This window comes from Burkholderia sp. MSMB0856 (assembly GCF_001524645.2).
Taxonomy (GTDB): domain Bacteria; phylum Pseudomonadota; class Gammaproteobacteria; order Burkholderiales; family Burkholderiaceae; genus Burkholderia; species Burkholderia diffusa.
The window spans coordinates 3075387-3101453 of the sequence record NZ_CP013427.1; the positions used below are offsets into that span (position 1 = coordinate 3075387).

Sequence of the window (26067 nt, forward strand, 5' to 3'; positions counted from 1 at the left end):
TCCGGTTATCGCCGGGGGGCGTTGGGTGCGGTAGCTGCCTTGCAGGTTTCCGATGCCGAACGCCTTGATATCGCCGAACATGGAAAATCAGTCTGCCGCCGCAAGGAGACCCCAGGCCGCCCAATCGCCTGCCAACATGAATCGCCTAGCCAAAATCCTGCCCATAGAGAACGTCGTCATCGACCTCTCCGTCACCAGCAAGAAACGCGTCTTCGAACAAGCCGGGCTGATGTTCGAGAATCAGAACGGCATCGCCCGCAGCACCGTCACGGACAACCTGTTCGCGCGCGAGCGCCTCGGCTCGACCGGGCTCGGCGAAGGCGTCGCGATTCCGCACGGGCGCATCAAGGGTCTCAAGCACCCGCTCGCCGCGTTCGTCCGGCTCGCCGACGCGATCCCGTTCGAAGCCCCCGACGGCCAGCCCGTCGGTCTCCTGATTTTCCTGCTCGTCCCCGAGCAAGCCACCCAGCAGCACCTCGAGATCCTGTCGGAAATCGCGCAACTGCTGTCCGATCGCGACGCGCGCGAGCGTCTGCACAACGAAACGGATATCGCCGAGTTGCATCGCCTGCTCACTCAGTGGCAACCTTGAGTTGATCCGGGCGGAATTTTTCCGGTACGAGGCGGCACGCGCCGCCTTCCAGGGCCGCCCGGCATGGCGACGTCCGTCGCCGCGCGCCTGAACACCGGCCCATTGGAGTGACGAGAGTCATGGATACGTCCAGCATCAACGCCCAGAGCATCTTCGACGACAACGCGGCCACGCTGAAACTGAGCTGGCTGACGGGGCATGAAGGCTGGGAGCGCGGTTTTTCGGCCGACACCGTCGGCAACGCAACGTCGAGCGCCGACCTCGTCGGCCACCTGAACCTGATCCACCCGAACCGGATCCAGGTGCTCGGCGAAGCCGAAATCGACTACTACCAGCGGCAAACCGACGAAGACCGCTCGCGCCACATGGCCGAGCTGATCGCCCTCGAGCCACCGTTCCTCGTCGTCGCCGGCGGCGCCGCGGCACCGCCCGAACTCGTGCTGCGCTGCACGCGCTCGTCCACGCCGCTGTTCACGACGCCGATGTCGGCCGCTGCGGTGATCGACAGCCTGCGCCTCTACATGTCGCGGATCCTCGCGCCGCGCGCGACGCTGCACGGCGTATTCATCGACATCCTCGGGATGGGCGTGCTGCTGACCGGCGATTCGGGCCTCGGCAAGAGCGAACTCGGCCTCGAGCTGATCAGCCGCGGCCACGGCCTCGTCGCCGACGACGCGGTCGATTTCGTCAGACTTGGCCCCGATTTCGTCGAAGGCCGCTGCCCGCCTCTGCTGCAGAACCTGCTCGAAGTGCGTGGCCTCGGCCTGCTCGACATCAAGACGATCTTCGGTGAAACAGCGGTGCGCCGGAAAATGAAGCTGAAACTGATCGTCCAGCTCGTGCGTCGCCCGGACGGCGAATTCCAGCGCCTGCCGCTCGAAAGCCAGACGGTCGACGTGCTCGGCCTGCCGATCAGCAAGGTCACGATCCAGGTGGCGGCCGGCCGCAACCTCGCGGTGCTCGTCGAGGCGGCCGTGCGGAACACGATCCTGCAGTTGCGCGGAATCGACACGTTGCGCGATTTCATGGATCGGCAACGACTCGCGATGCAAGATCCCGATAGTCAGTTCCCCGGCAAGCTCGTGTAACGCTCCCACGCGCCGGCCTCGCAGCGCCGACGCGTCGAGCCGGTGCTATGATGAAACGTCAGGATTCTCTGCTTCCCATGCGCATCGTCCTCATCACCGGCATCTCCGGCTCAGGCAAGTCCGTCGCGCTGAACGCGCTCGAAGACGCAGGCTACTACTGCGTCGACAACCTGCCGCCGCACGTGCTGCCCGAACTCGCCCGCTACCTGGCCGACGGCGGCCAGCACCGGCTCGCGGTCGCGATCGACGCGCGTTCGAGCGCATCGCTGGACGAAATGCCCGGCCTGATCCGCGCGCTGTCGCTCGAGCACGATGTCCGCGTGCTGTTCCTCAACGCGAGCACGCAGGCACTGATCCAGCGCTTCTCCGAAACGCGCCGGCGCCACCCACTGTCCGGCTCGCCGTCCCACGACGCGAACGTCGGGCTGCTGTCCTCGCTCGAGGAAGCGATCGAGCGCGAACGCGAGCTGGTCGCACCGCTCGCCGAATTCGGTCACCAGATCGATACCAGCACGCTGCGCGCGAACGTGCTGCGCACGTGGGTCAAGCGCTTCATCGAACAGAAGAACAACGACCTGATGGTGATGTTCGAGTCGTTCGGCTTCAAGCGCGGCGTGCCGCTCGATGCCGACCTGATGTTCGACGTGCGCGCGCTGCCGAACCCGTACTATGACCATGAGCTGCGCCCGCTCACCGGGCTGGACCAGCCGGTCATCGCCTTTCTCGACGCACTGCCGATCGTCCACCAGATGATCGACGACATCCATGCGTTCCTGACGAAATGGCTTCCGCACTTTCGCGAAGACAACCGCAGCTACCTGACCGTCGCCATCGGCTGCACGGGCGGTCAGCATCGCTCGGTGTTCATCGCGGAAACGCTCGCCGCGCGCCTCGCGCACGATGCGAACGTGATCGTGCGGCATCGTGACGCGCCCGTGGATGTCGACGCGTCGTCGCGGCTCGTCGCCGAGGTCGAACGACCTTAGCGACACCGCCCTCTTGCCGGTGCGCCATGTCCACGCTATCGACCACCCTGATCGACCTGCCGCTGTTTCCGCTGCACACGGTGCTGTTCCCCGGCGGCTGGCTGCCGCTCAAGGTGTTCGAGGCGCGCTATCTCGACATGTCCCGCGCATGCCTGCGCGACGACGCGCCGTTCGGCGTGTGCCTGCTGAAGAGCGGGCCCGAAGTTGCGCAGGACGGCGCCGTGTCGGTGCCCGAGACGATCGGCTGCATGGCGCGCATCACCGAGTGCGATACCGGCGAGTTCGGGATGCTGTACCTGCAGGCGATCGGCACGCAGCGATTCGAGCTGCTGTCGTATCGCGTCGAAGGCAACGGGCTGCTGGTCGGGATCGCGGAGCCGTTGCCCGACGACATTCCGCTCGAAGGCGAACAAGCGCTGGCGCAATTCGGCTCGTGTGCCGAAGTGCTGGAGCGCATCATCGAAGCACTGAAGAAATCCGAACCGGACAAGATGCCGTTCGGCGAACCGTTCCGCCTCGACGACCCGAGCTGGGTATCGAACCGCCTCGCTGAACTGCTGCCCCTCGACCTGCGTGCGCGGCAGAAATTGATGGAATTTCCGGACGTCGGCGCGCGGATCGATGCCGTGCACCACGTGCTCGACCGGCACGGATGGCTGTAAGCCGCGGTCGGCCAAGCGCGCCGCAGCAGCGTCGCCGAGCGGATCATCCTGGCGGGCAAAACACCCGCTGCGGCCCGGCGCATCGGTGAGCGCGGTCAGCGCCGCGCCCTTCCCCGTTCTTTACAGCAGCGGCCCGCTCAACGCATCGAGCAGCTTGCGCACGGGCGCCGGCACGCCGTACGCATCGAGCCCCGCCAACGGCACCCACGCCGTCTCGGCATCCTGCGCGTGCGTGAACGGCTGCTCGCCGTTGGCCACATCGCTCAGCCGCGGCTCGATCTCGAGCCGGAAATGCGTGAACGTGTGCGTGAACGGCGCGAGCGGCACCGGGCCGCCACCGCCGAAGCCGCGTGCGAGTTCCGCGAGTGCCGCATCGCCGTCTGCCTGCGGCAGGCACCACAGGCCGCCCCAGATGCCGGCCGGCGGACGCCGCTCGAGCAGCACGGCGTCGCCATCGCGCAGCACGAGCATCCAGGTCTTGCGCGTCGGCACGGCCCTCTTCGGCCGCGCGGCCGGCAGTTCGCGCTGCCGCCCCGTCGATTGCGCGACGCAGTCGCCCGCGAACGGGCAGCGCGCGCAATCCGGCTTGCCACGCACGCACAGCGTCGCGCCGAGATCCATCAGCCCTTGCGTATAGGCACTCACGTCGGCCGCGTTCGCGGCATCCGGCAGCAGCGATTCCGCAAGCGCCCACATGTCGTTCTCGACGCGCTTCTCGCCCGGAAAACCTTCGACGCCGAACACCCGCGCCAGCACGCGCTTCACGTTGCCGTCGAGGATCGTCGCGCGCGCGCCGTACGCGAACGAAGCAATCGCCGCGGCCGTCGAACGGCCGATGCCCGGCAGTTCGGCGAGCGCCTCCGGCGTCGACGGGAATACGCCGCCATGCTCGGCGACGACGACCTGCGCGCAGCGATGCAGGTTGCGCGCGCGCGAGTAGTAGCCGAGCCCGGCCCATAGCGCCATCACGTCGTCGGACGGCGCGGCCGCGAGCGCGGCGACGTCGGGAAAGCGCTCGAGAAAGCGCGCGTAATACGGGACGACGGTCGAGACCTGCGTCTGCTGCAGCATGATTTCCGACAGCCAGATCCAGTAGGGATCGCGGGTGTTCTGCCACGGCAGGTCGTGGCGGCCGTGCACGCGCTGCCAGGCGATCAGGCGCGTGGCGAACGTGCGATGCAGCGGCGTGACGGGGAACGGAGCGGGAGCAATGCGGGGCGGCTTCAAGTGTTCGAATCTTTGGAAAGTGGTTGCAACGCGCGACTCAACGCTGACAGGTCGGGCAGAAATAGGTCGAGCGCTGCCCCTGCACGATCTGGCGGATCGGCGTGCCGCATGCGCGGCAAGGCAGCCCTGCACGATCGTAGACGAAGCAGTCGAGCTGAAAATAGCCGCTTTCGCCGTTGCTGCCGACGAAATCGCGCAGCGTGCTGCCGCCGCGCTCGATCGCGTCGGCGAGGGTCGCGCGCACCGCGTCGGCCAGCCGCTCGTAGCGCGGCAGCGACACCTTGCCGGCGGCGGTCGTCGGCCGGATGCCCGCGCGAAACAGGCTCTCCGACGCATAGATGTTGCCGACGCCGACGACCATGTCGCCCGCGAGCAGCGCCTGCTTGACCGACACCGTGCGGCCGCGCGTGCGCGCGTGCAGCAGCGCGCCGGTGAACGCCGGCGAGAACGGCTCGACGCCGAGGCTGGCGAGCAGCGGATGTGCATGCACGTCGCCCGCTTCGCGCGGGTGCCACAGCACCGCGCCGAAACGGCGCGGATCGCGGAACCGCAGCACGAATTCGTCGAAGATCCAGTCGATGTGATCGTGTTTGGCAGCGACCGGCACGCCGGCCGCGGGCAGCACGCGCAATGTGCCCGTCATCCCGAGATGAACGATGAACCAGCCCGCGTCGACCTCGAACAGCAGATACTTGCCGCGACGCTCGACGGCGAGCACCTCGCGCGCGCGCAATTGCTCGGCGAGCCCCGCCGGCACGGGCCAGCGCAGCATCGCGGTACGGACGTCGACACGCTCGACGCGGCGGCCCGCGACAAAGGGCTCGATGCCCCGGCGCGTGACTTCGACTTCTGGCAACTCTGGCATGTTTTGCGGGTCTGAGACTGGATTCACGATCGTGCGTGTATTGTAGCGAGCGCGTTACAATCGGTTGAAACATCGAACGGATTTCCATGACCTTGCCCTCGAAGCTGCTTCTGAAGCGCCCCGCCGCCGTGCGCGGCGCGCGCGCCTTCCCGGTCCGCCGTGCGCTCGGCGCCGCGCTGTTCGCCGCGTGGACCCTCACCGCCTTCCCGGCTCACGCGCAGAATCCGGCATCGGACGACGCGGAGCCGCAGGGCGCGTTCGAGCACGTGTTGCCGGACGAGAAAAAGGATCTCCCGGGCGTCCCGCTGACGAGCCAGATCGTCTACCAGGTGCTGGCCGCCGAGGTCGCGCTCCAGCGCAACCAGCCTGCGCCGGCCTACCAGACCTACCTCGCGCTCGCCCGCGACACGCGCGACCCGCGCATGGCGCAGCGTGCGACCGAAATCGCGCTCGGCGCGCAAAGCCCGGCCGACGCGCTGTCCGCGGCCGATCTGTGGCGCCAGTACGCCCCCGGCTCGAACCGCGCATCGCAAGTCGACGCCGCGCTGCTCGTGCTCGCCGGCAAGCCGGCCGACGCACAGCCGATGCTGGCGCGCGAACTGGCCCGCGCGACCGGCGAAACGCGCGGCCCTGCGATCCTCGCGCTGCAGGCACTGCTGGTGCGCGGCTCCGACCGCGTCGGCGGCCTCGCGGTGTTGAAGGACATGCTGAAGAACGACATGAACCGCCCCGAGGCGCAGCTCGCGATCGCGCGACAGCAACTCGCGGTCGACGACAAGGAAGGCGCGGCGCAGTCGCTGAAGCAGGCGCTGCAGATCCGCCCCGACTATCTGCCGGCGGCGCTGATGCTGTCGCAGATGGGGCCGGCCGAGCGCAAGGCCGGCATCGCGTCGTTCGAGAAATATGTTCAGCAGAATCCGAAGTCGCGCGATGCGCGCCTCGCGCTGTCGCAGCTCTATCTCGCCGACGACCGTCTCGACGACGCGCAGAAGCAGTTCGAGACGATGCGCAAGCTCGACTCGAAGGATCCGACGCCGCTGATGGCGCTCGCGCTGATTAAAATTCAGCAGAAGAAACTCGACGACGCGACCGCGTACCTGAAGCAGTACGTGCAGCTCGGCGACAAGCAGCCGAACCTCGACGTCGGTCAGGGCTACATCTACCTCGCGCAAATCTCGATCGAGCAGGGCAACGACGCGCAGGCGTCGCAATGGCTCGACAAGGTCGACCAGACGAGCCAGCACTACCTGCCCGCGCAGATCACGCGCGCGCAGCTGCTGCAGAAACAGGGCAAGACCGACGAGGCGCGCAAGGTGCTCGACGACCTGCCGATCAGCGATCCGCGCGATGCGGCCGTGGTCGCACGCACCGATGCGTCGATCCTGTTCACCGCGAAGCGCTATCCGGAAGCCGAGGCGCGACTCGCGCAGGCGGTCCAGGATTTCCCGGACGATCCCGACCTGCGCTACGACTACGCCATGGCGGCCGAGAAGACCGGCCACTACGCGGCGATGGAAAAGCAACTGCGCGAGCTGATCCGCACGCAGCCCGACAACCCGCAGGCGTACAACGCGCTCGGCTATTCGCTGGCCGATCGTAACCAACGCCTGCCCGAGGCGAGCAAGCTTATCGACAAGGCGCTGTCGCTCGCGCCGAACGACGCGTACATCATGGACAGCCTCGGCTGGGTGAAGTACCGGATGGGCGACACGGCCGGCGCGACGAAGGTGCTGCGGCGCGCGTACGAGTTGCAACCCAACGCCGAGATCGGCGCGCACCTCGGCGAAGTGCTGTGGAAGAGCGGCGCGCAGGAAGACGCGCGCGTCGCGTGGCGTGCCGCGCAGAAGCTCGAACCCGATAACGACACGCTCGTGCAGACGCTCAAGCGCCTGCAGATCAACGGCCTTTGATGCGGATGTTCCCGATGTTTTCCTCGTCTTCCCGCGCGCTGCGCACGCTGGCCGCGGCCGGCGCCGCGCTCGCGCTCGTCGGCTGCGCGAGCACGCCGCCGTCGGCGAATGCGCCGTCGGGCACCGTGCTGCAGACGGCCGCGGCACACGCGTATCACGGCCGCTTCGCGGTGCAGTACAGCGACCGCCTCGGCCGACCGCAGAACGTCTACGGCAACTTCGACTGGCAGGAACACGGCGACGACGTGTCGCTGGAACTGCGCAGCCCGCTCGGCCAGACGCTCGCGGTCGTGAAATCGACGCCGCAGGCCGCATCGCTCGAACTGCCGAACCGCCAACCGCAATACGCGACCGACGTCGGCGAACTGATGCAGAACGCGCTCGGCTTCTCGCTGCCGCTGGCCGGTCTGCGCTATTGGCTGCTGCCGACGCCCGCGCCCGCAACGCCCGCGCAGACGGTGCGCGACCCGGCGGACACGACGCACGTCAAGCAGATTCGCCAGGACGGCTGGACGATTGACTATCTCGCCTACGCGGACGCACCGGCCACGGGCGTCAAACGCGTCAACCTCGTGCGCGCGACGCCGCCGCTCGACATCAAGCTCGTGCTCGACCAGTAAGCACGTGAACCTAGCCCCGACATACGCATGACCGATTCGACCCGCTCGCTGCGCAACTGCCTTGCGCCCGCGAAACTCAACCTGTTCCTGCACATCACCGGCCGTCGACCGAACGGCTATCACGATCTGCAGAGCGTGTTCCAGCTGCTGAACTGGGGCGATACGCTGCACTTCACGCTGCGCGACGACGGTCGCGTCGCACGCGTCACCGACGTGCCGGGCGTGCCGGAGGAGAGCGATCTCGTCGTGCGCGCAGCCAACCTGCTGAAAACGCACACGGGCACCGCGGCCGGCGTCGACATCGAGATCGACAAGCGCCTGCCGATGGGCGCGGGCCTTGGCGGCGGCAGCTCCGACGCGGCGACGACGCTGCTCGCGCTGAACCGCCTGTGGCAACTCGATCTGCCGCGCACGGAACTGCAGTCGCTCGCGGTGAAACTCGGCGCGGACGTCCCGTTTTTTGTTTTTGGAAAAAATGCGTTCGCAGAGGGTATCGGAGAAGAATTAGCTGAGGTAGAATTGCCGGCTCGCTGGTTCTTGGTTGTGACGCCACGCGTTCATGTCCCCACCGCTGAAATTTTTTCAGACGAGTTGTTGACAAGAGATACGAAGCGCGTCACAATTACAGACTTTCTTGCACAGCAAAACAGCGATGCGGGATGGCCAGACAGTTTCGGCCGGAACGACATGCAGCAAGTTGTGACAAGTAAGTACGCGGAAGTTGCGCAGGTGGTCAAATGGTTGTATGATGTGACCCCCGCGAGGATGACCGGCTCCGGAGCAAGCGTGTTTGCAGTGTTTCATAGCAGGCACGAGGCAGAAGCGGCGAAAGCCAAGCTGCCCACCGGTTGGAACGGTGCAGTTGCCGAGAGCCTGAACGAGCATCCGCTCTTCGCTTTCGCGTCATGAAGTTTTGCTTTATCGGATGGCCTACAAGTCCGGTAAAGTTATCAGTTGAGTGTAGGGGAGTCGCCAAGTTGGTCAAGGCACCGGATTTTGATTCCGGCATGCGAGGGTTCGAGTCCTTCCTCCCCTGCCAAAAATTTTCCCGCATTTCCCGCCTAAGCCTGAAGCAGGTGCACGATGAGCAGCCACAGCCATGATGGCTTGATGGTCTTTACTGGCAACGCGAATCCCGCGCTCGCCCAGGAAGTCGTCAATATCCTTGGAATCCCCCTCGGCAAAGCAATGGTCAGCCGTTTCTCCGACGGCGAGATCCAGGTCGAGATCCAGGAAAACGTGCGCGGCAAGGACGTCTTCGTCCTGCAATCCACGTGCGCGCCGACGAACGACAACCTGATGGAACTGATGATCATGGTCGACGCGCTCAAGCGTGCGTCCGCCGGCCGGATCACTGCCGCCATCCCCTACTTCGGCTATGCCCGCCAGGACCGTCGCCCGCGCTCGGCGCGCGTCGCGATCTCGGCGAAGGTCATCGCGAACATGCTGGAAATCGCCGGCGTCGAGCGGATCATCACGATGGATCTGCACGCCGACCAGATTCAAGGCTTCTTCGACATCCCGGTCGACAACATCTACGCAACGCCGATCCTGCTCGGCGACCTGCGCAAGCAGAACTACTCGGATCTGCTCGTCGTGTCGCCGGACGTCGGCGGTGTGGTCCGTGCCCGGGCACTCGCGAAGCAGCTCAACTGCGATCTCGCAATCATCGACAAGCGTCGTCCGAAGGCGAACGTCGCCGAAGTGATGAACATCATCGGTGAAGTCGAAGGCCGCACCTGCGTGATCATGGACGACATGGTCGATACGGCCGGCACGCTCTGCAAGGCAGCGCAAGTGCTGAAGGATCGCGGTGCGAAGCAGGTGTTCGCGTACGCGACGCACCCGGTTCTGTCGGGTGGCGCCGCCGAGCGTATCGCCGCATCGGCACTCGACGAGCTGGTCGTCACCGATACGATCCCGCTGTCGGCCGAATCGCTCGGCTGCTCGAAGATCCGCTCGCTGACGAGCGCGAGCCTGCTGGCCGAAACGTTCTCGCGGATTCGCCGCGGCGACTCGGTGATGTCGCTGTTCGCGGAATCCTGATCGCGGAACGACACGACAAAGCATGCGCGGAAAGCGAAGCGGCAACGCTTCGCTTTTTGCACAATCGGACGGGATAGACGAAACCCCGTCCGTTTCATCGGGGGCCGCCATTTCGCCGGCCCCGTTTTACTGCCTGGTCGCGGGCAGCTAATGGAGAATCACATGAAAGTCGTCGCTTTCGAGCGCCAAGAGCAAGGTACGGGTGCGAGCCGCCGCCTGCGCAACGCCGGTAAGACCACGGGTATCGTCTACGGTGGCGAAGCAGCCCCGCAAAAGATCGAACTCGATCACAACGCGCTGTGGCACGCGCTGAAGAAGGAAGCCTTCCACTCGTCGATCCTCGACCTCGAAGTGGCTGGCCAGTCGCAACAGGTTCTGCTGCGCGACGTGCAATACCACCCGTTCAAGCAACTCGTGCTGCACGTGGACTTCCAGCGCGTCGACGCGAAGAAGAAGCTGCACACGAAGGTGCCGCTGCACTTCCTGAACGCTGAAGTCAGCCCGGCAGTGAAGCTGTCGAGCGCAATCGTCTCGCACGTCGCGACGGAAATCGAAGTCGAGTGCCTGCCGTCGGCTCTGCCGGAATTCCTCGAAGTCGATCTGTCGAAGATCGAAGCAGGTCAGTCGCTGCACGCGAAGGACATCGCACTGCCGAAGGGCGTGGCGCTGGTCGCGCACGTCGACGCGGAAAACCCGGTTGTCGCATCGGCGACGGTCCCGGCTGGCGCCGTGTCGGACGCAGCAGGCGAAGGCGAAACGCCGGCTGCCTAAGCGGCCGCCTACGCGCCCGTTCGATCCGTTTCAAGAAACGGTCGACGCAACCCGCCGCGGCTTGCCCGGCGGGTTTTTCTTTTTCTGCGCCCAGGCGGGCGCTGCCGCCTACGAAACGTCATGATCAAACTGATCGTCGGCCTCGGCAACCCCGGGGCGGAATATACTGCGACGCGCCACAACGCCGGCTTCTGGCTGATCGACCAGCTCGCCCGCGAAGCCGGCGCGACGCTGCGCGACGAGCGCCGCTTCCACGGCTTCTACGCGAAAGCGCGCCTGCACGGCGAGGAAGTCCACCTGCTCCAGCCGCAAACCTACATGAACCGCTCCGGCCAGTCGGTCGTCGCGCTCGCGAGTTTCTTCAAGATCCTGCCCGACCAGATCCTCGTCGCACACGACGAACTCGATCTGCCGCCCGGCACGGTGAAGCTGAAGCTCGGCGGCGGCAGCGGCGGCCACAACGGCCTGAAGGACATCACCGCGCATCTGTCGTCGCAGCAGTACTGGCGCCTGCGCATCGGCATCGGCCATCCGCGCGACCTGATCCCGGAAGGCGCACGCGCCGGCGCAAAACCCGACGTCGCGAACTTCGTGCTGAAGCCGCCGCGCCGCGAGGAGCAGGACGTGATCGACGCATCGATCGAGCGCGCGCTCGCCGTGATGCCGATGGTCGTCAAGGGCGAACTCGACCGCGCGACGATGCAACTGCATCGCAACTGACTTCCACCGCACCGGCATGGTGCAACGTGCCGCCCGGCGGCGCCGGGCGGTGTCTCCGTCGTGCGCAATCGCGCACCGCAGCGTCCACATGCGGTAATCTGGTCGTTTTTGCCCGTCAGGAGCCAAGCGGTGAGCCGTTACTGGAGCGACGTCGTTCAGCAACTTGTGCCTTACGTGCCGGGCGAACAGCCCGCGCTCGCACACCCCGTCAAGCTGAACACCAACGAGAATCCCTATCCGCCTTCGCCGCGCGTCGTCGCGGCGATCGCACGCGAACTCGGCGACACCGGCGACACGCTGCGCCGCTATCCCGACCCGCTCGCGCGCGCACTGCGCGAGACGGTCGCGGCCCATCATCGCATCAAGCCCGAGCAGGTCTTCGCCGGCAACGGCTCCGACGAAGTGCTCGCGCATGCGTTCCAGGCACTGCTCAAGCATGACCGGCCGCTGCGCTTTCCCGACATCTCGTACAGCTTCTACCCGACCTACGCGCGCCTGTACGGTGTAGAGACCACGGTCGTGCCGCTCGCGGACGACTTCTCGATCCGTGTCGAAGACTATCTCGACGATGCGGGCGGCGTGCTGTTTCCGAACCCGAACGCGCCGACCGGGCGCGCGCTGCCGCTCGCGGACATCGAACGGATCGCGGCCGCGAACCCATCGTCGGTCGTGCTGATCGACGAGGCGTACGTCGATTTCGGCGCACAATCCGCGATCACGCTGATCGACCGCAATCCGAACCTGCTCGTCGTGCACACGACGTCGAAGGCGCGCTCGCTCGCCGGCATGCGCGTCGGCTTCGCGTTCGGCGATGCCGCGTTGATCGACGCACTGAATCGTGTGAAGGACAGCTTCAATTCCTATCCGCTCGACCGGCTCGCGCAGGTCGCCGCGCAGGCGGCATACGAAGACACCGACTACTTCGGTGCGACCTGCCGACGCGTGATCGACAGCCGCGTGCGGCTCACGCATGCGCTGGAGGCACTCGGTTTCGACGTCGTGCCGTCGGCCGCGAATTTCGTGTTCGCGCGCCATCCCGCGCACGATGCGGGCACGATCGCGGCAAAGCTGAAGGATCGGGAAATTTTCGTACGGCACTTCCGGGCGCCACGCATCGACCAGCATTTGCGCATCACCGTTGGCACCGACGCCGAATGCGACACGCTCGTCGCGGCATTGCGCGACCTGATCGGCTGAAGCGAAGGGAGAAGTGGAACCGGCGCCAGGCGGCGCCGGCCAAGCAATTCGCGACGCGCGCGCGTCACCGCGCGGTCACTGCGCGTCGTCGCTCTTGGCGGCGGTCAACGCGTGATATTTCGCCATCAACTGCGCATACGATTCTTCATGCTGCGGATCGCGCGGAATGCATTCGACCGGACACACCTGCTGGCACTGCGGTTCGTCGAAATGGCCGACGCACTCGGTGCACTTGTTGGGGTCGATCACGTAGATATCCGGGCCCATCGAAATCGCGCCGTTCGGGCACTCTGGCTCGCACACGTCGCAATTGATGCACTCGTCGGTAATCATCAAAGACATACTGATCTCACTTCTTCAGGCCGGCGGCCGGCTTCGCAACGAAACCGGCCGGCGCCGCGTCACGCGGCCGGGCCTCCCATCGCGGCGACTTTCTCGGTCAGCCACTTCTCCACGGACGGAAACACGAACTTGCTGACATCGCCGCCCAACTGCGCGATTTCGCGCACGATCGTCCCCGAGATGAACTGATACTGATCGGACGGCGTCATGAACATCGTCTCGACGTCGGGCAGCAGATAGCGGTTCATCCCCGCCATCTGGAACTCATATTCGAAATCGGACACGGCACGCAGGCCGCGCACGATCACGCGCGCATTGTTGGTGCGGACGAAGTCCTTCAACAGGCCCTTGAACCCCATCACCTTCACGTTCGGATAATGGCCGAGCACCTCGTTCGCAATCTTCAGACGTTCTTCCAGCGAGAAAAACGGCTTCTTCGCGCGGCTGTCGGCAACACCGACCACCAGCGTATCAAAAATGCTCGACGCACGCCGCACGAGGTCTTCGTGCCCGCGCGTCAGCGGATCGAACGTACCGGGATACACGGCGACTACCATGTCGCTCCTCCTGTCATCACGCAAACGGGGTGGCAGCCGTGCGACGCGCACGCCGCTGCCGAGATGGGCATGCGTCGCCTTTGCGGCGCGCCGCCTCGTATGGAACGCGCATTATTCATCATTTTCGCGCCGCAGCAAATGATAGTGAACCGCACCCGCCTTGCCGTGCTTCACCACCTGCCAACCGGCCAGCGCTTCGTGCGCGTTCGGGTCGAGCTCAGCCCCCGTCTCGACGTACAGCGCGCCATCCCGCGCGACGAGCGGCGCCGCCAGCGCGATCGCGCGCTCGAGCACGGCCGCCTCACCGAACGGCGGATCGAGGAACACGACGTCGAACGCGCCCGGGGTCAGCCCGGCCGCGAGCCGCAGCGCGTCGGCTTCCGCGACCTCGACCGAGCGTGCGCTGAGCTTGTCCTTGATCGCGCGCAGTTGCTGCGCCGCGCGCGGGTGGCGCTCGACCATCACGACGCTCGTCGCGCCGCGCGACGCGGCCTCGAATCCGAGCGCGCCGGTGCCCGCGAACAGGTCGAGGCAGCGCCGGCCTTCGAGATCCTGGCCGAGCCAGTTGAACAGCGTCTCGCGCACGCGATCGGGCGTCGGCCGCAGGCCGTCGAGATCGAGCACGGCGAGCGGCGTGCGCTTCCAGTCACCGCCGATGATGCGGATCGTGTGCGGCTTGCCGCGACCTGGGGGGGCCGTCGGGCGGCCGGAAGAGGAACGGGACATACGGAATATCGACGACGGGGGGACCGGGTGCGCGGGAGGGCGCACCGCCAAACAGGCGCACGTTACCACAGCGGCGGCACCGGCTGACGCGAGTGCGCCGCCGCACTGATAAAATGCACGGTTTCGGCCGCCGTGCGTACACATGACGGCCCCTCCGGCGCTCCGCCCTGGCGGCGCCCCGCCCTCTTCCCGACGTCAGACCATGTTCAGTTTCTTCAAACGATTCAAGAAAACGCAGGAGCCCGACTCCGCGGAATCGCAATCGATCGATGCGCCGCAACCGGACGAACCGTCCGACTCGCCCGCCGCCGACGCGTGCCAGGCGATCGAAGCGCCGCAAGCGCCCGCGCAACCGCAGCCGGCCGCGCCGGCTGTCGTGATGACGGTCACGCCGACCAACGACGGCAGCGACGAAGTCGTCGAAGCGGTCGAGATCGTGCCGCCGCCGACGCAGGACGCCTCCGCGAAGAAATCGTGGCTCGCGCGCCTGAAGTCCGGGCTCGCGAAGACGGGCTCGAGCATTACCGGCGTGTTCGTCAACACGAAGATCGACGAGGACCTGTACGAAGAGCTCGAAGCCGCGCTGCTGATGGCCGACGCCGGCGTCGATGCGACCGAGTACCTGCTCGGCGCGCTGCGCGAGAAGGTGCGCGCGGGCCGGCTGACGGATCCGCAGCAGGTGAAGGGCGCGCTGCACGACCTGCTCGTCGAACTGCTGAAGCCGCTCGAGAAATCGCTGATGCTCGGCCGCGCGCAGCCGCTCGTGATGATGATCACGGGCGTGAACGGCGCAGGCAAGACCACCAGCATCGGCAAGCTCGCGAAGCACCTGCAGAGCTTCGACCAGTCGGTGCTGCTGGCTGCGGGCGACACGTTCCGCGCGGCCGCGCGCGAACAACTGGCGGTCTGGGGCGAGCGCAACAACGTGACGGTCGTCCAGCAGGAAAGCGGCGACCCGGCCGCGGTGATCTTCGACGCGGTCAGCGCCGCGCGCGCGCGCAGGATCGACGTGATGATGGCCGACACGGCCGGCCGCCTGCCGACGCAGCTGCACCTGATGGAAGAGCTGAAGAAGGTGAAGCGCGTGATCTCGAAGGCACACGATGGCGCGCCGCACGAGGTGCTGCTCGTGATCGACGCGAACACGGGCCAGAACGCGCTCACGCAGGTGAAGGCATTCGACGATGCGCTCGGCCTCACGGGCCTGATCGTCACGAAGCTCGACGGCACCGCGAAGGGCGGCATTCTCGCCGCGATCGCACGGCAGCGCCCGGTGCCCGTCTACTTCATCGGCGTCGGCGAGAAGGTCGAGGATCTGCAGCCGTTCAGCGCGGTGGAATTCGCGGACGCGCTGCTCGGCTGAACGTCGCCGGCCCGCACCGCACGGGGCGCCTTCGGGCGCCCTTTTTTCATGCGCGTCCGGAAGCCGTCAGCCGGTGGCTGACAGCCGCGCGACGTCATTCGGCGTCGGGCTGCACGCCGGGCTCGGCGGCCTTGAACGCGTCGAGCGTCGACGCATGATCGGCGATCCGCTGGATCGTCGGAAAGCGCGTTGTGTCGATCGAGAAACGGTTCGCGTTGAACACCTGCGGCACGATGCAGATATCGGCGAGCGTCGGCGTGTCGCCGAAGCACAGCTTGCCGGTGCGCGGATCGTTCGCGAGGCGCGTCTCGAGCGATGCGAAACCCGCCTCGATCCAGTGCCGGTACCAGTCGTTCTTCGCTTCCTCCGACACCTTCAGCGTGTGCTTCAGGTACTTGAGCACGCGCAGGTTGTTCAGCGGATGGATCTCGCACGCGACCTGCAGCGCGATCGCCCGCACATACGCGCGGTCGACCGGCTGCTTCGGCAACAGCGCCGGTTCAGGATGCGTTTCCTCGAGATATTCGATGATCGCGAGCGACTGCTGCAGCGTGGCATCGCCGTCGATCAGCGTCGGCACGACCGCATCCGGATTCACCGCGCGGTAGGCGTCCTTCAATTGCTCGCCGCCGTCGCGCAGCATGTGCACGGGAACCGTGTCGTACGGCAGCTGCTTCAGGTTCAGGGCGATCCGCACGCGGTACGACGCGGAACTGCGGAAATAGCTGTAGAGCTTCATGGGATGTCTCTCTGGATCGTATTCGGCCGGCGACGGCGTCCGCAGCGCACGCGGCACCACCGGGAACCCGAGTTTAGCGCGCCGCGCCGCGTCGGCGCGCGCAGCCGTGCCCGTGCGATACTCGGGGCATTCCTTACCGCTCACCGCGCGGCCCGATGCCGGCCGCCCGCCCCACGCCCCGATGACCGCTTCCCTCGACCCCGCTGCCTCGCCGTTCCCTTGCGCCCGCTTCATCAAGGAAATCGGCCGCGGCCCGCACGGCGCACGCGCGCTGTCCGCCGAAGACACGTTCGAGCTCTATCGCGCGATGCTCGACTCGCGCGTGTCGGACGTCGAACTCGGCGCGATCCTGATCGCCTATCGTCTGAAGGGTGAAAGCGCCGACGAACTGGCCGCGATGCTCGCAGCCGCGCAGGCGTCGTTCGAACCCGTGCACGTGCAGGATGCCGCGTTCCGCCCGGTGTCGATCCCGAGCTACAACGGCGCGCGCAAGCAGCCGAACCTGGTGCCGCTGCTCGCGCTGCTGCTCGCGCGAGAAGGCGTGCCGGTGCTCGTGCACGGTGTCGAGCGCGATCCGGGCCGCGTGACGAGCGCGGAGATCTTCTCGGCGCTGTCGATCCCGCCGTCGACGTCGCACGACGCGATCGAGGACATGCTCGCGGAACGCCGCGTCGCGTTCGCGCCCATCGCCGCGCTGGCGCCGCGCATCGCGCGTCTGCTGTCGCTGCGCGGCGTGCTCGGCGTGCGCAACTCGACGCACACGCTCGTGAAGATCCTGCAGCCGTTCGCGCCGGCCGGCTTGCGGCTCGTCAACTACACGCATCCGCCGTACCGCGACAGCCTCGCGCAACTGTTCCGCGATCACCCGGACGCCGCACTCGGCGGCGCGCTGCTCGCGCGCGGCACCGAAGGCGAAGCGGTGGCCGACACGCGGCGCCAGGTGCAGGTCGACTGGCTGCACGACGGCGTATGCGACACGCTGATCGAGCCCGAGCGCTCGTCGAGCGACGCGCCGCCCGTCGCGCTGCCCGAATCGCGCGACGCGGCAACCACGGCCGCGTGGACTGACGCCGTGTTGCGCGGTGAAATTCCGGTACCCGACGCGCTTGCGCGGCAGGTCGAGACGATCGTGCGAATCGCCCGGCTCGCACCGTGACCGGCATCCGGGGCCGGCACGCGGTCGCGCCGGCCTTTCAACCGACCATTTGACACGCGCACGCATCCTGGCATAGAGTTGTCGCCATGCGTTCCTTTCCGAACACCCTCCGAATTACCTCCGGCCGCCTAGCGCGGTCGCTATCGCTACGACTAGCCTAAGGCTGTCGTAGCGCCGTGTGCTGTCCGCACGGTCCCTCCCTGCAGTTCCTCGCAGCACCCTTCTCGCAGTTTTTACAACCCGAAGTCGTCAGCATTCGTCCGTCCATCCGTCGGCCGATTCGCGAAGATCATCCGCATCCGCAGCGCGTTTCTGGCGCCACGGTGCGAGGCAGCGCCACCCGTCGCCCATGCCGCCCGTCTTCGCTCGCGACTTGAGACCCGAGGTCCAGAAGATGAAGCGCAACCCGCAAGACAAGTACCGTCCGTTCGAACCCGTCCGCATCAATGGCCGCCGCTGGCCGACCCGCACCATCGAGCGGGCGCCGGTCTGGATGAGCACCGACCTGCGCGACGGCAACCAGTCGCTGATCGAGCCGATGAGCATCGAACAGAAGCTGGAATTCTTCGACATGCTGGTCGCGATCGGTTTCAAGGAGATCGAAGTCGGTTTTCCGTCGGCGTCGCAAACCGACTTCGATTTCGTCCGCAAGCTGATCGACGACAAGCGCATTCCCGACGATGTGACGATCGAAGTGCTCGTGCAGTCGCGCGAAGACCTGATCGCGCGTACCTTCGATGCGCTCGAAGGCGTGCCGCGCGCGATCGTGCACCTGTACAACGCGATCTGCCCGTCGTTCCGGCGCATCGTGTTCGGGATGTCGAAGGACGACGTGAAGGCGCTCGCGGTCGAGGGCACGCGACTCATCAAGGAACACGCGGCGGCCCGCCCCGACACGCACTGGACCTACCAGTATTCGCCGGAAACCTTCAGCATGACCGAGCTGACGTTCGCGCGCGAAGTGTGCGACGCGGTCGCGCAGGCGTGGCGGCCGACCCGCGATCACAAGATGATCGTCAATCTGCCGGCGACCGTCGAAGCCGCGAGCCCGAACGTGTTCGCCGACCAGATCGAGTGGATGGACCGCAACCTCGCGTATCGCGACAGCATCGTGCTGTCCGTGCATCCGCACAACGATCGCGGCACCGCGGTCGCGGCTGCGGAACTCGCGCTGCTCGCGGGCGCCGACCGCATCGAAGGCTGCCTGTTCGGCAACGGCGAGCGCACCGGCAACGTCGACCTCGTCACGCTCGCGCTGAACCTCTATACGCAGGGCATCGATCCGGGCCTCGATTTCTCCGACATCGACGCGGTGCGCCGCGTAGTCGAGCGCTGCAACCAGATTCCGGTGCATCCGCGTCATCCGTACGCGGGCGACCTCGTGTTCACCGCGTTCTCGGGCTCGCACCAGGATGCGATCCGCAAGGGCTTTGCGCAGCAGCGCCCCGACGCGGTGTGGGAAGTGCCGTATCTGCCGATCGACCCCGCCGACCTCGGTCGCAGCTATGACGCGGTCATTCGCGTGAACAGCCAGTCCGGCAAAGGCGGCGCGACGTTCCTGCTGGAACGCGGGATGGGCTTCACGCCGACGCGGCGCGTGCAGATCGAATTCAGCCACGCGGTGCAGACGCTCGCCGACACGTCCGGCGAGGAAGTGACCGGCGACGCGATCTGCGCGCTGTTCGCCCGCGAATTCTTCGAGACCGACGGCCCGGCCGCGCGCCACGGCGACGCCGCACGCTGGCAGAACCGCGACATCGCGGGCGCGCCGCCGGCCGGCGCGACACCCGAAGACGTCGTGCAACGCACGGCCGCGGCCTTCGCGACGGCGGCCGGCGCGACGATCGACGTCGCCTCGTGCGAACACGCGCGCACGACGGACGGACGAATTGCGGTATCGGTCGGCTGCCGGGTCGGCGATGCGCCGCTGCGGCATGGCGTCGGCGTGCACGCCGATGCGGCGAGAGCCGCGCTCGATGCGGTCGTCAGCGCGATCAACCGCTCGGCCTGGCAGTGCGCCGACCGCCGTGCGGCGGCCTGATCGGCAGATTTTCGTTTCAGGGTTCGAACGTCAGCGAGCGGTGCGTGACCGCCCGTGCGCCGCGCAATCCGCGTCGCACGGGCAATGAAAAGCGGCCCAGAAGGCCGCCTCGGTCGGGACACGAAAAGGAGCGCCACGCGCGCTCATGTCTCGGTCGCGCACCGCGTCGCCTGCCACGCCAGCAGGCGCCACTGCCCCTGCTCATGGGTATGGACGGCGGTATAGGCGATCGGAAACACCAGCCCGCCGTTGTTCGTTTCCATCTCGATCAGTGCGCGCCCGGTGACGACGCAGGTTGCGTCGCCGACGGGCAGCAGGTCCTGCGACTGGATTTCGATCTGACGATAGCGGCGGCGGCCGGCGACGATGGCGTCGATGAACTGCTGCTTGGTTTCGCGTTTGCCGTTGGTGTGCACGAAGAACACCTTGTCCGACAATTGCGCCTCGAGCGCCTCGCCGTCCCCGTCGACCATCGCCCGGAATCGATCGCGCTCGAGCGCGCGAATCGCATCGACCACCTTCGCCATCGCCTGACTCCTCGGCAACGCGCCCGCCGTGCGCGGGCGTGCGGATCAGAAGTTGTACTGCACGTAGAACTGGTGGAAATTTATACCAGGATTCGGCTCTTTGATACCCGCGTTAGACACATGTTGAAAACGGTAGCCGAGCTGATACTGTTGCCGTTCTCCGAACTGCGCGCCGACGCCGACGACGTCCACGAACTGGAACGACGTCGCCAGTGACAGTTTGTTGGAGATCGTCGGGGACGTCAGGAAGCGGATGCCGGCGCCGGCCTCGATGAACGGACGCACCTGCCCCGCGCTCTTGATGAAGCGGAACATCGGCGTCGCACCGAATTCGCCGATGCTGCCATGAACATTGCCGCCCGTGTGCCAGTAGCCGGCGTGGCCTTCCATCACGAATGCGAAGTGCCAGCCGCCGATTTCCCACCAGTTCCAGCCCGGATCCCACACGACGCCGAGATCGGCCTTGTCGATCCCGTGGCGATCGGAAAACCCGCCGCCCGCCTGGATTCCCCATCGATCCGCGAACGCGGCGCCCGATCCGCCCAGCAGCGATGCCGCCAGCAGCGCATGCACCGCAAGCCGGCTGCGGGGCCGGCAATTCTTCTTATTGTTCATCAGACACTCCAACTTTGTGGGTTGAATGGGGCCTTGCCGCCGCGGCCGGGCCCGAGCGAACTGAATGGTATGGTAAAGGACTTTTCGGATCGGCATCACGAAGCGAAATTGTTTGCTTCCAAAACTACAAAAATCGAAACCGTCTACTGATTACTATCAGAAACAACAACTTACGGAACTTCTACCGGCCAGTCCGGTCGCAAATTAGACTATCGATTCGACAAGTTCGATAGAGAATCGGGAACTTGGATGCCCGCAGCCCCTCTAAGGAATTAGCACTCGGATTACGGGAGTGCTAAGATGGGCCCCGGAATCTCATCCGAGACCAGGGGTTTGTCCCTGATTCCAAAGGAGTTTTTTAGTGAGCCACGCCCTGACCCTTCCGAACACCCTGAGCCCGACGCCGGCCAAGGCCGAATCGGCAGGCTCGCTGGCGCTCGCGACTCAATCGATGTTGTCGGGCCAGCTCGGCAACATCGACGCGTACATCCAGGCCGTCAACCGGATCCCGCTCCTGACCGCCGAAGAGGAACGCCAGTACGCGACCGAATTCCGCGAAGACAACAACCTCGACTCGGCACGCCGCCTCGTGCTGTCGCACCTGCGGCTGGTCGTGTCGATCGCGCGCAACTACCTCGGCTACGGCCTGCCGCACGGCGACCTGATCCAGGAAGGCAACATCGGCCTGATGAAGGCCGTGAAACGTTTCGACCCGGCGCAAAACGTGCGCCTGGTGTCGTATGCGATCCACTGGATCAAGGCCGAGATCCATGAGTACATCCTGCGCAACTGGCGGATGGTGAAGGTCGCGACGACGAAGGCCCAGCGCAAGCTGTTCTTCAACCTGCGCAGCCACAAGAAGAGCATGCAGGCGATGACGCCCGAGGAAATCGACGGCCTCGCGCAGGAGCTCAACGTCAAGCGCGAAGACGTGACCGAGATGGAGACGCGTCTGTCGGGCGGCGACATCGCGCTCGAGGGTCAAGTGGAAGACGGCGAGGAGTCGTACGCACCGATCGCCTACCTGGCCGATTCGCACAACGAGCCGACCGCCGTGCTCGCCGCGCGTCAGCGCGACATGCTGCAGACGGACGGCATCGCGCAGGCGCTCGAGGCACTCGACGCACGCAGCCGCCGGATCATCGAGGCGCGCTGGCTGAACGTCGACGACGACGGCTCGGGCGGCTCGACGCTGCACGATCTCGCGGCCGAGTTCGGCGTATCGGCGGAACGCATCCGCCAGATCGAAGCGAGCGCCATGAAGAAGATGCGCACGGCACTCGCCGAATACGCGTAACTCCGCGATTTAGAGCGCTTTACCCAAAACCGCTGCCCACCCGGCAGCGGTTTTTTTTCGTCTATGGTTTAGCCTCGATCACGCCGTATTAATCGACCTTATTGATCGGGTATCGGGCAAATTCCGGCCCCTTCCGCATAACCTTGATCTGCATCAAGTTTCGACACGTGCTTCGCGACGGTCTGCCGCAGCGCAACACTCGGCATCGGAAAGCCGGCATTTTAAAATTGGCATGTCGGCTTAAAAGGATTAAAACAGCTTAACTGCCGTCATAAATCCGACGTAGAGTCGCCCCAAAACCCACGTAAATCGATTCAGGATAATCGCCTTGATCTCGATCAATAAAGAGCCTGCGCCGCCTCCCCCGCAGGCCGCCGGCACGCTCGGCTGGCGCGCACGCATCGCCGCGTGGGCGCGCGGGCCGACCCTCATGCGCGACATCACGCTGGTGGTGATCGTCAAGCTGATCCTCCTGATGTCGCTCAAATACGCATTCTTCAATCATCCGCAGGCCAAGCACATGTCGCTGCCGCCTGCCGTCGTCGCCGAGAAGCTGCTCTCGGTGCCGGCGCCTGCATCTACCGAGGGAGACCACCATGATAAGTAGCGAAGTCGTCGATCTGTCGCGTCTGCAGTTCGGCATCACGGCGCTCTACCACTTCCTGTTCGTGCCGCTGACGCTCGGCCTGTCCTGGCTGCTCGTCATCATGGAAGCCGTCTACGTGATGACCGGCAAACAGGTCTACAAGGACATGACCCAGTTCTGGGGCAAGTTGTTCGGGATCAACTTCGCGATGGGCGTGACGACCGGCATCACGCTCGAATTCCAGTTCGGCACGAACTGGTCGTACTACTCGCACTACGTCGGCGACATCTTCGGCGTGCCGCTCGCGGTCGAAGGCCTGATGGCGTTCTTCCTCGAATCGACGTTCGTCGGCCTGTTCTTCTTCGGCTGGAACCGCCTGTCGAAGGTCAAGCACCTGATGGTCACGTTCCTCGTCGCGCTGGGTTCGAACCTGTCCGCGCTCTGGATCCTCGTCGCGAACGGCTGGATGAACAATCCGGTCGGCGCCGAGTTCAACTACCAGACGATGCGCATGGAGCTGACGAACCTGTTCGACGTGCTGTTCAACCCGGTCGCCCAGGTGAAGTTCGTGCACACCGTGTCGGCCGGCTACGTGACGGCCGCGATGTTCGTGCTCGGCATCTCGTCGTGGTACCTGCTGAAGAAGCGCGACACCGATTTCGCGCTGCGCTCGTTCGCGGTCGCGGCAGGCTTCGGTCTCGCGTCGACGCTCTGCGTTATCGTGCTCGGCGACGAATCGGGCTACACGACCGGCGAAGTGCAGAAGATGAAGCTCGCCGCGATCGAATCGGAATGGGAAACCCAGCCGGCGCCGGCATCGTTCACGCTGATCGGCATTCCGAACCAGAAGGAAGAGCGCACCGACTATGCGATCAAGATCCCGTACGCACTCGGCCTGATCGCGACGCGCTCGATCGACGAACCGGTGATCGGCCTGCGCGAGCTCGCAAAGCACAGCGAGGAACACATCCAGAGCGGGATGGTCGCGTACGGCGCATTGCAGAAGATCAAGGAAGGCGACACGAGCGACGCGACCCGCGCGCTGTTCGATCAGCACAAGCAGTATCTCGGCTACGGGCTGATGCTCAAGCAATTCACGCCGAACGTGGTCGATGCGACGCCGGAGCAGATCAAGGCCGCCGCGAAGAAGACAATCCCGCCGGTCGCGCCCGTGTTTTTCTCGTTCCGGATCATGGTGTTCCTCGGCTTCCTGTTCCTCGCGACCTTCGTCGCCGCGTTCTGGTTCTGCGCGCGCCGGCAGGTGCTGCAGGACAACCGCCGCTGGTTCCTGCGCTATGCAGTGTGGGCGATCCCGCTGCCGTGGCTCGCCGCGGAATTCGGCTGGGTCGTCGCCGAGCTCGGCCGCCAGCCGTGGACGATCGCGGGCATCCTGCCGACGCATCTGTCCGCGTCCAGCCTGACGTCGACGGACCTGTACCTGAGCCTCGCCGGTTTCATCGCGTTCTACACGGCACTGTTCGTCATCGAGATCAAGCTGATGTTCAAGTACGCGCGTCTCGGCCCGTCCTCGCTGCATACCGGCCGCTATCACCACGAGCTGGCGGCCGCCGGCGAGCACGCGTCGGCCTGAGCGCGCACCTGAAACCGAACAAGGAATCGCTATGGACTATGCAACTCTCAAGCTGATCTGGTGGCTGCTCGTCGGCGTGCTGCTGATCGGCTTCGCCGTCACCGACGGCTTCGACATGGGCGCGACCGCGCTGCTGCCGTTCCTCGGCAAGACCGACGAGGAACGCCGCATCATCGTCAACACGGTCGGCGCGACGTGGGAAGGCAACCAGGTGTGGCTGATCACGGCCGGCGGCGCGATGTTCGCCGCCTGGCCGCTCGTCTATGCCGCGTCGTTCTCCGGCTTCTACTTCGCGATGCTGCTCGTGCTGTTCGCGCTGTTCTTCCGGCCGGTCGGCTTCGACTATCGCAGCAAGCGGCCCGACCCGCGTTGGCGCGCCGGCTGGGACTGGGGCCTGTTCGTCGGCGGCTTCGTGCCGGCGCTGGTGTTCGGCGTCGCGTTCGGCAACCTGCTGCAGGGCGTGCCGTTCAAGTTCGACAGCGACCTGCGCGTGACCTACTACGGCGGCTTCTGGGCGTTGCTGAACCCGTTCGCGCTGCTCTGTGGGCTCGTCAGCCTCACGATGCTCGTCGCGCACGGCGCCGCGTTCATCAAGATGAAGACCGACGGCGTGATCGCACGCCGCGCGTCGATCGCGCTGCGCGTGTCGGCGCTCCTCGCGGTCGTGCTGTTCGTGCTGGCCGGCGTGCTGATCGCGTCGACCATCGGTGGCTTCCACATCACGCACGCCGCGCCGACCGACACGGTCGCGAACCCGCTGCTCAAGGACGTCGCCGCCGGCTCGGGCCTGTGGCTCGCGAATTACGGCGAGTATCCGTGGATGATTGCGGCACCCGTCGTCGGGATCGCGAGCGGCCTGCTCGCGCTGCTGCTCGCCGGCTCGAAGCAGGAAAAGACGGCGTTCTTCTGCACCGGCCTGATGATCACCGGCGTGATCCTGACCGCAGGCTTCTCGATGTTCCCGTTCATCATGCCGTCGTCGCTCGACCCGCGCAGCAGCCTGACCGTGTGGGATTCGACGTCGAGCCACATGACGCTGCAGGTGATGCTGTTCGCGGTGATCGTGTTCCTGCCGATCATCCTGCTCTACACGAGCTGGGTGTACCGCGTGATGCGCGGCAAGGTCACGCATCAGTCGCTCGAAGAGAACAAGCACTCGATGTATTGAACCTGGCCGGGGCGCCCACGCGCCCTCGCCCACCGTTTCGCAAGGAGTCGGATCATGTGGTATTTCAGCTGGATTCTCGGTATCGGCGTCGCGCTGTCGTTCGGCATCGTCAACGCGATGTGGCTCGAAGCGCGGCAGAAGCCGCAGGAAGCGCCGGTGCGCGCACGCCGCGGCTGATCGCACGCGGAAAGGCGGCTCGCACCGCCCCTCCCGCCCGGAACGAACCTCGCGTCACGCGAGGTTTTTTTTCGTCCGTACCATCGGCGGCCCCGCGATTCCCCGATGCCAATTTAGCGCCAGATTGATACCACTTGAATACCAATCAAAGGTTTCATAAGATCTTTGGACACGGCCGCCGACAGGCCGAATCCATCTGGTGGGGGAGACATGCGAATCCCGTGTCTGGCGCGCGCCCGCGCGCCGAGTTGCCATGCGTATGCGGCAGCGGCCGCCGTTGCGATCGTGCGCGGCCGGTCGAACCCACTCCGCCGCGGTCGCATCGTTGCCGCGGCGATTGCCGTGCGCCGCCAATGAGCACGCATCCGCCACCCCGCGGATCCGATCGGCACGGGTGCCCGCCTCCCGTTCCGTAACGCACGCCCCCGCGTGCCGAATGCGCGCGGTGCGGCCGCATCGCCCCGTGCGCGGGTATCTCCCGCAGCTCCATTGAAAGAC

Annotated in this window: 27 protein-coding genes and 1 tRNA gene; 20 read left to right on the forward strand and 8 right to left on the reverse strand. The window is 65.9% G+C overall.

The window, feature by feature from the left end:
* The first annotated feature begins 52 nt into the window (after positions 1–52).
* The 4 genes from WS87_RS15565 (at position 53) to WS87_RS15580 (ending at position 3328) form a co-directional block, all read left to right on the forward strand.
* A complete protein-coding gene (locus WS87_RS15565) occupies positions 53–592 on the forward strand; it encodes a PTS sugar transporter subunit IIA (RefSeq protein ID WP_059526091.1) in 540 nt (179 codons plus the stop codon).
* A gap of 119 nt (positions 593–711) precedes the next feature.
* Positions 712–1680: an HPr(Ser) kinase/phosphatase gene (gene hprK / locus WS87_RS15570; RefSeq protein WP_011353227.1), complete on the forward strand. Its 969-nt coding sequence runs from the start codon at positions 712–714 to the stop codon at positions 1678–1680.
* A 77-nt stretch (positions 1681–1757) separates the two neighbouring features.
* Positions 1758–2666: an RNase adapter RapZ gene (gene rapZ, locus WS87_RS15575; protein ID WP_059526093.1), complete on the forward strand. Its 909-nt coding sequence runs from the start codon at positions 1758–1760 to the stop codon at positions 2664–2666.
* A gap of 26 nt (positions 2667–2692) precedes the next feature.
* Positions 2693–3328, forward strand: a complete 636-nt coding sequence (locus WS87_RS15580; RefSeq protein ID WP_059526095.1) for an LON peptidase substrate-binding domain-containing protein — start codon at positions 2693–2695, stop codon at positions 3326–3328.
* A 120-nt stretch (positions 3329–3448) separates the two neighbouring features.
* On the opposite strand, the gene mutY is transcribed toward WS87_RS15580, so the two are convergent.
* Both mutY and mutM read right to left on the reverse strand, forming a co-directional pair.
* A complete protein-coding gene (gene mutY / locus WS87_RS15585) occupies positions 3449–4555 on the reverse strand; it encodes an A/G-specific adenine glycosylase (protein WP_059819800.1) in 1107 nt (368 codons plus the stop codon).
* A 37-nt stretch (positions 4556–4592) separates the two neighbouring features.
* Positions 4593–5420 carry a bifunctional DNA-formamidopyrimidine glycosylase/DNA-(apurinic or apyrimidinic site) lyase gene (gene mutM / locus WS87_RS15590; protein WP_059526099.1) on the reverse strand — a complete coding sequence of 276 codons (828 nt, stop codon included), beginning with the start codon at positions 5418–5420 and terminating at the stop codon, positions 4593–4595.
* An 86-nt stretch (positions 5421–5506) separates the two neighbouring features.
* Between mutM and WS87_RS15595 the strand changes: the two genes are divergently transcribed.
* From WS87_RS15595 to hisC, 8 genes are all read left to right on the forward strand, one after another.
* Positions 5507–7330 (forward strand): tetratricopeptide repeat protein, encoded by a 1824-nt coding sequence (locus tag WS87_RS15595; protein ID WP_059691460.1) that lies wholly within the window; start codon positions 5507–5509, stop codon positions 7328–7330.
* Complete coding sequence (gene lolB / locus WS87_RS15600) at positions 7330–7950, forward strand: lipoprotein insertase outer membrane protein LolB (RefSeq protein ID WP_059819801.1); 621 nt, start codon at positions 7330–7332, stop codon at positions 7948–7950. Before WS87_RS15595 ends, lolB begins: the two co-directional genes overlap by 1 nt.
* Before the next feature lie 27 nt (positions 7951–7977).
* A complete protein-coding gene (gene ispE, locus WS87_RS15605; protein WP_059819802.1) occupies positions 7978–8859 on the forward strand; it encodes a 4-(cytidine 5'-diphospho)-2-C-methyl-D-erythritol kinase in 882 nt (293 codons plus the stop codon).
* A 53-nt stretch (positions 8860–8912) separates the two neighbouring features.
* Positions 8913–8989 (forward strand) — tRNA-Gln (locus WS87_RS15610).
* Positions 8990–9033: 44 nt separating this feature from the next.
* Entirely contained in the window at positions 9034–9996 is a 963-nt protein-coding gene (locus tag WS87_RS15615; RefSeq protein ID WP_059526106.1) for a ribose-phosphate pyrophosphokinase, read from the forward strand.
* Between the two features lie 162 nt (positions 9997–10158).
* Positions 10159–10767 (forward strand): 50S ribosomal protein L25/general stress protein Ctc, encoded by a 609-nt coding sequence (locus WS87_RS15620; protein WP_059819993.1) that lies wholly within the window; start codon positions 10159–10161, stop codon positions 10765–10767.
* Positions 10768–10887: 120 nt separating this feature from the next.
* Positions 10888–11487, forward strand: a complete 600-nt coding sequence (pth, locus tag WS87_RS15630) for an aminoacyl-tRNA hydrolase (RefSeq protein WP_059526108.1) — start codon at positions 10888–10890, stop codon at positions 11485–11487.
* Between the two features lie 129 nt (positions 11488–11616).
* The gene (gene hisC / locus WS87_RS15635; protein ID WP_059819803.1) at positions 11617–12684 is read left to right on the forward strand and encodes a histidinol-phosphate transaminase; all 1068 of its coding nucleotides are present in this window, start codon (positions 11617–11619) and stop codon (positions 12682–12684) included.
* A 75-nt stretch (positions 12685–12759) separates the two neighbouring features.
* Here the strand turns inward: hisC and WS87_RS15640 are convergent, their stop codons facing one another.
* The 3 genes from WS87_RS15640 to rsmD form a co-directional block, all read right to left on the reverse strand.
* Positions 12760–13026, reverse strand: a complete 267-nt coding sequence (locus WS87_RS15640) for a YfhL family 4Fe-4S dicluster ferredoxin (RefSeq protein ID WP_059819804.1) — start codon at positions 13024–13026, stop codon at positions 12760–12762.
* A 59-nt stretch (positions 13027–13085) separates the two neighbouring features.
* Complete coding sequence (coaD, locus tag WS87_RS15645) at positions 13086–13583, reverse strand: pantetheine-phosphate adenylyltransferase (protein WP_006398238.1); 498 nt, start codon at positions 13581–13583, stop codon at positions 13086–13088.
* Positions 13584–13694: 111 nt separating this feature from the next.
* On the reverse strand, positions 13695–14309 hold the full coding sequence (gene rsmD, locus WS87_RS15650; RefSeq protein ID WP_059819805.1) for a 16S rRNA (guanine(966)-N(2))-methyltransferase RsmD: 615 nt from the start codon (positions 14307–14309) through the stop codon (positions 13695–13697).
* A 202-nt stretch (positions 14310–14511) separates the two neighbouring features.
* On the opposite strand from rsmD, the gene ftsY reads away from it, so the two are divergent.
* Positions 14512–15672 carry a signal recognition particle-docking protein FtsY gene (gene ftsY / locus WS87_RS15655; RefSeq protein ID WP_059819806.1) on the forward strand — a complete coding sequence of 387 codons (1161 nt, stop codon included), beginning with the start codon at positions 14512–14514 and terminating at the stop codon, positions 15670–15672.
* Between the two features lie 94 nt (positions 15673–15766).
* Here ftsY and maiA read toward each other — a convergent pair whose 3' ends face one another.
* Positions 15767–16411 carry a maleylacetoacetate isomerase gene (gene maiA, locus WS87_RS15660; protein WP_059819807.1) on the reverse strand — a complete coding sequence of 215 codons (645 nt, stop codon included), beginning with the start codon at positions 16409–16411 and terminating at the stop codon, positions 15767–15769.
* Between the two features lie 181 nt (positions 16412–16592).
* Between maiA and ybiB the strand changes: the two genes are divergently transcribed.
* Positions 16593–17567, forward strand: coding sequence for a DNA-binding protein YbiB (ybiB, locus tag WS87_RS15665; protein ID WP_059819808.1), 975 nt, complete (start codon positions 16593–16595; stop codon positions 17565–17567).
* Positions 17568–17961: 394 nt separating this feature from the next.
* The gene (gene leuA / locus WS87_RS15670; protein WP_059819809.1) at positions 17962–19608 is read left to right on the forward strand and encodes a 2-isopropylmalate synthase; all 1647 of its coding nucleotides are present in this window, start codon (positions 17962–17964) and stop codon (positions 19606–19608) included.
* Positions 19609–19751: 143 nt separating this feature from the next.
* Here leuA and WS87_RS15675 read toward each other — a convergent pair whose 3' ends face one another.
* On the reverse strand, positions 19752–20135 hold the full coding sequence (locus WS87_RS15675; RefSeq protein WP_059526129.1) for a nuclear transport factor 2 family protein: 384 nt from the start codon (positions 20133–20135) through the stop codon (positions 19752–19754).
* 45 nt (positions 20136–20180) lie between these two features.
* Positions 20181–20750 (reverse strand): acyloxyacyl hydrolase, encoded by a 570-nt coding sequence (locus WS87_RS15680; RefSeq protein ID WP_059819810.1) that lies wholly within the window; start codon positions 20748–20750, stop codon positions 20181–20183.
* Between the two features lie 361 nt (positions 20751–21111).
* Between WS87_RS15680 and rpoH the strand changes: the two genes are divergently transcribed.
* From rpoH to cydX, 5 genes are all read left to right on the forward strand, one after another.
* Positions 21112–22047 carry an RNA polymerase sigma factor RpoH gene (gene rpoH, locus WS87_RS15690; RefSeq protein ID WP_059691452.1) on the forward strand — a complete coding sequence of 312 codons (936 nt, stop codon included), beginning with the start codon at positions 21112–21114 and terminating at the stop codon, positions 22045–22047.
* Positions 22048–22375: 328 nt separating this feature from the next.
* Entirely contained in the window at positions 22376–22654 is a 279-nt protein-coding gene (cydP, locus tag WS87_RS15695; RefSeq protein WP_059526138.1) for a cytochrome oxidase putative small subunit CydP, read from the forward strand.
* Positions 22644–24224 (forward strand): cytochrome ubiquinol oxidase subunit I, encoded by a 1581-nt coding sequence (locus tag WS87_RS15700; RefSeq protein ID WP_059819811.1) that lies wholly within the window; start codon positions 22644–22646, stop codon positions 24222–24224. The genes cydP and WS87_RS15700 overlap by 11 nt, the downstream gene beginning before the upstream one ends.
* A gap of 31 nt (positions 24225–24255) precedes the next feature.
* Positions 24256–25392, forward strand: coding sequence for a cytochrome d ubiquinol oxidase subunit II (gene cydB, locus WS87_RS15705; RefSeq protein WP_059819812.1), 1137 nt, complete (start codon positions 24256–24258; stop codon positions 25390–25392).
* Between the two features lie 54 nt (positions 25393–25446).
* Positions 25447–25569, forward strand: a complete 123-nt coding sequence (gene cydX, locus WS87_RS15710; RefSeq protein ID WP_059526148.1) for a cytochrome bd-I oxidase subunit CydX — start codon at positions 25447–25449, stop codon at positions 25567–25569.
* Positions 25570–26067 lie beyond the last annotated feature (498 nt).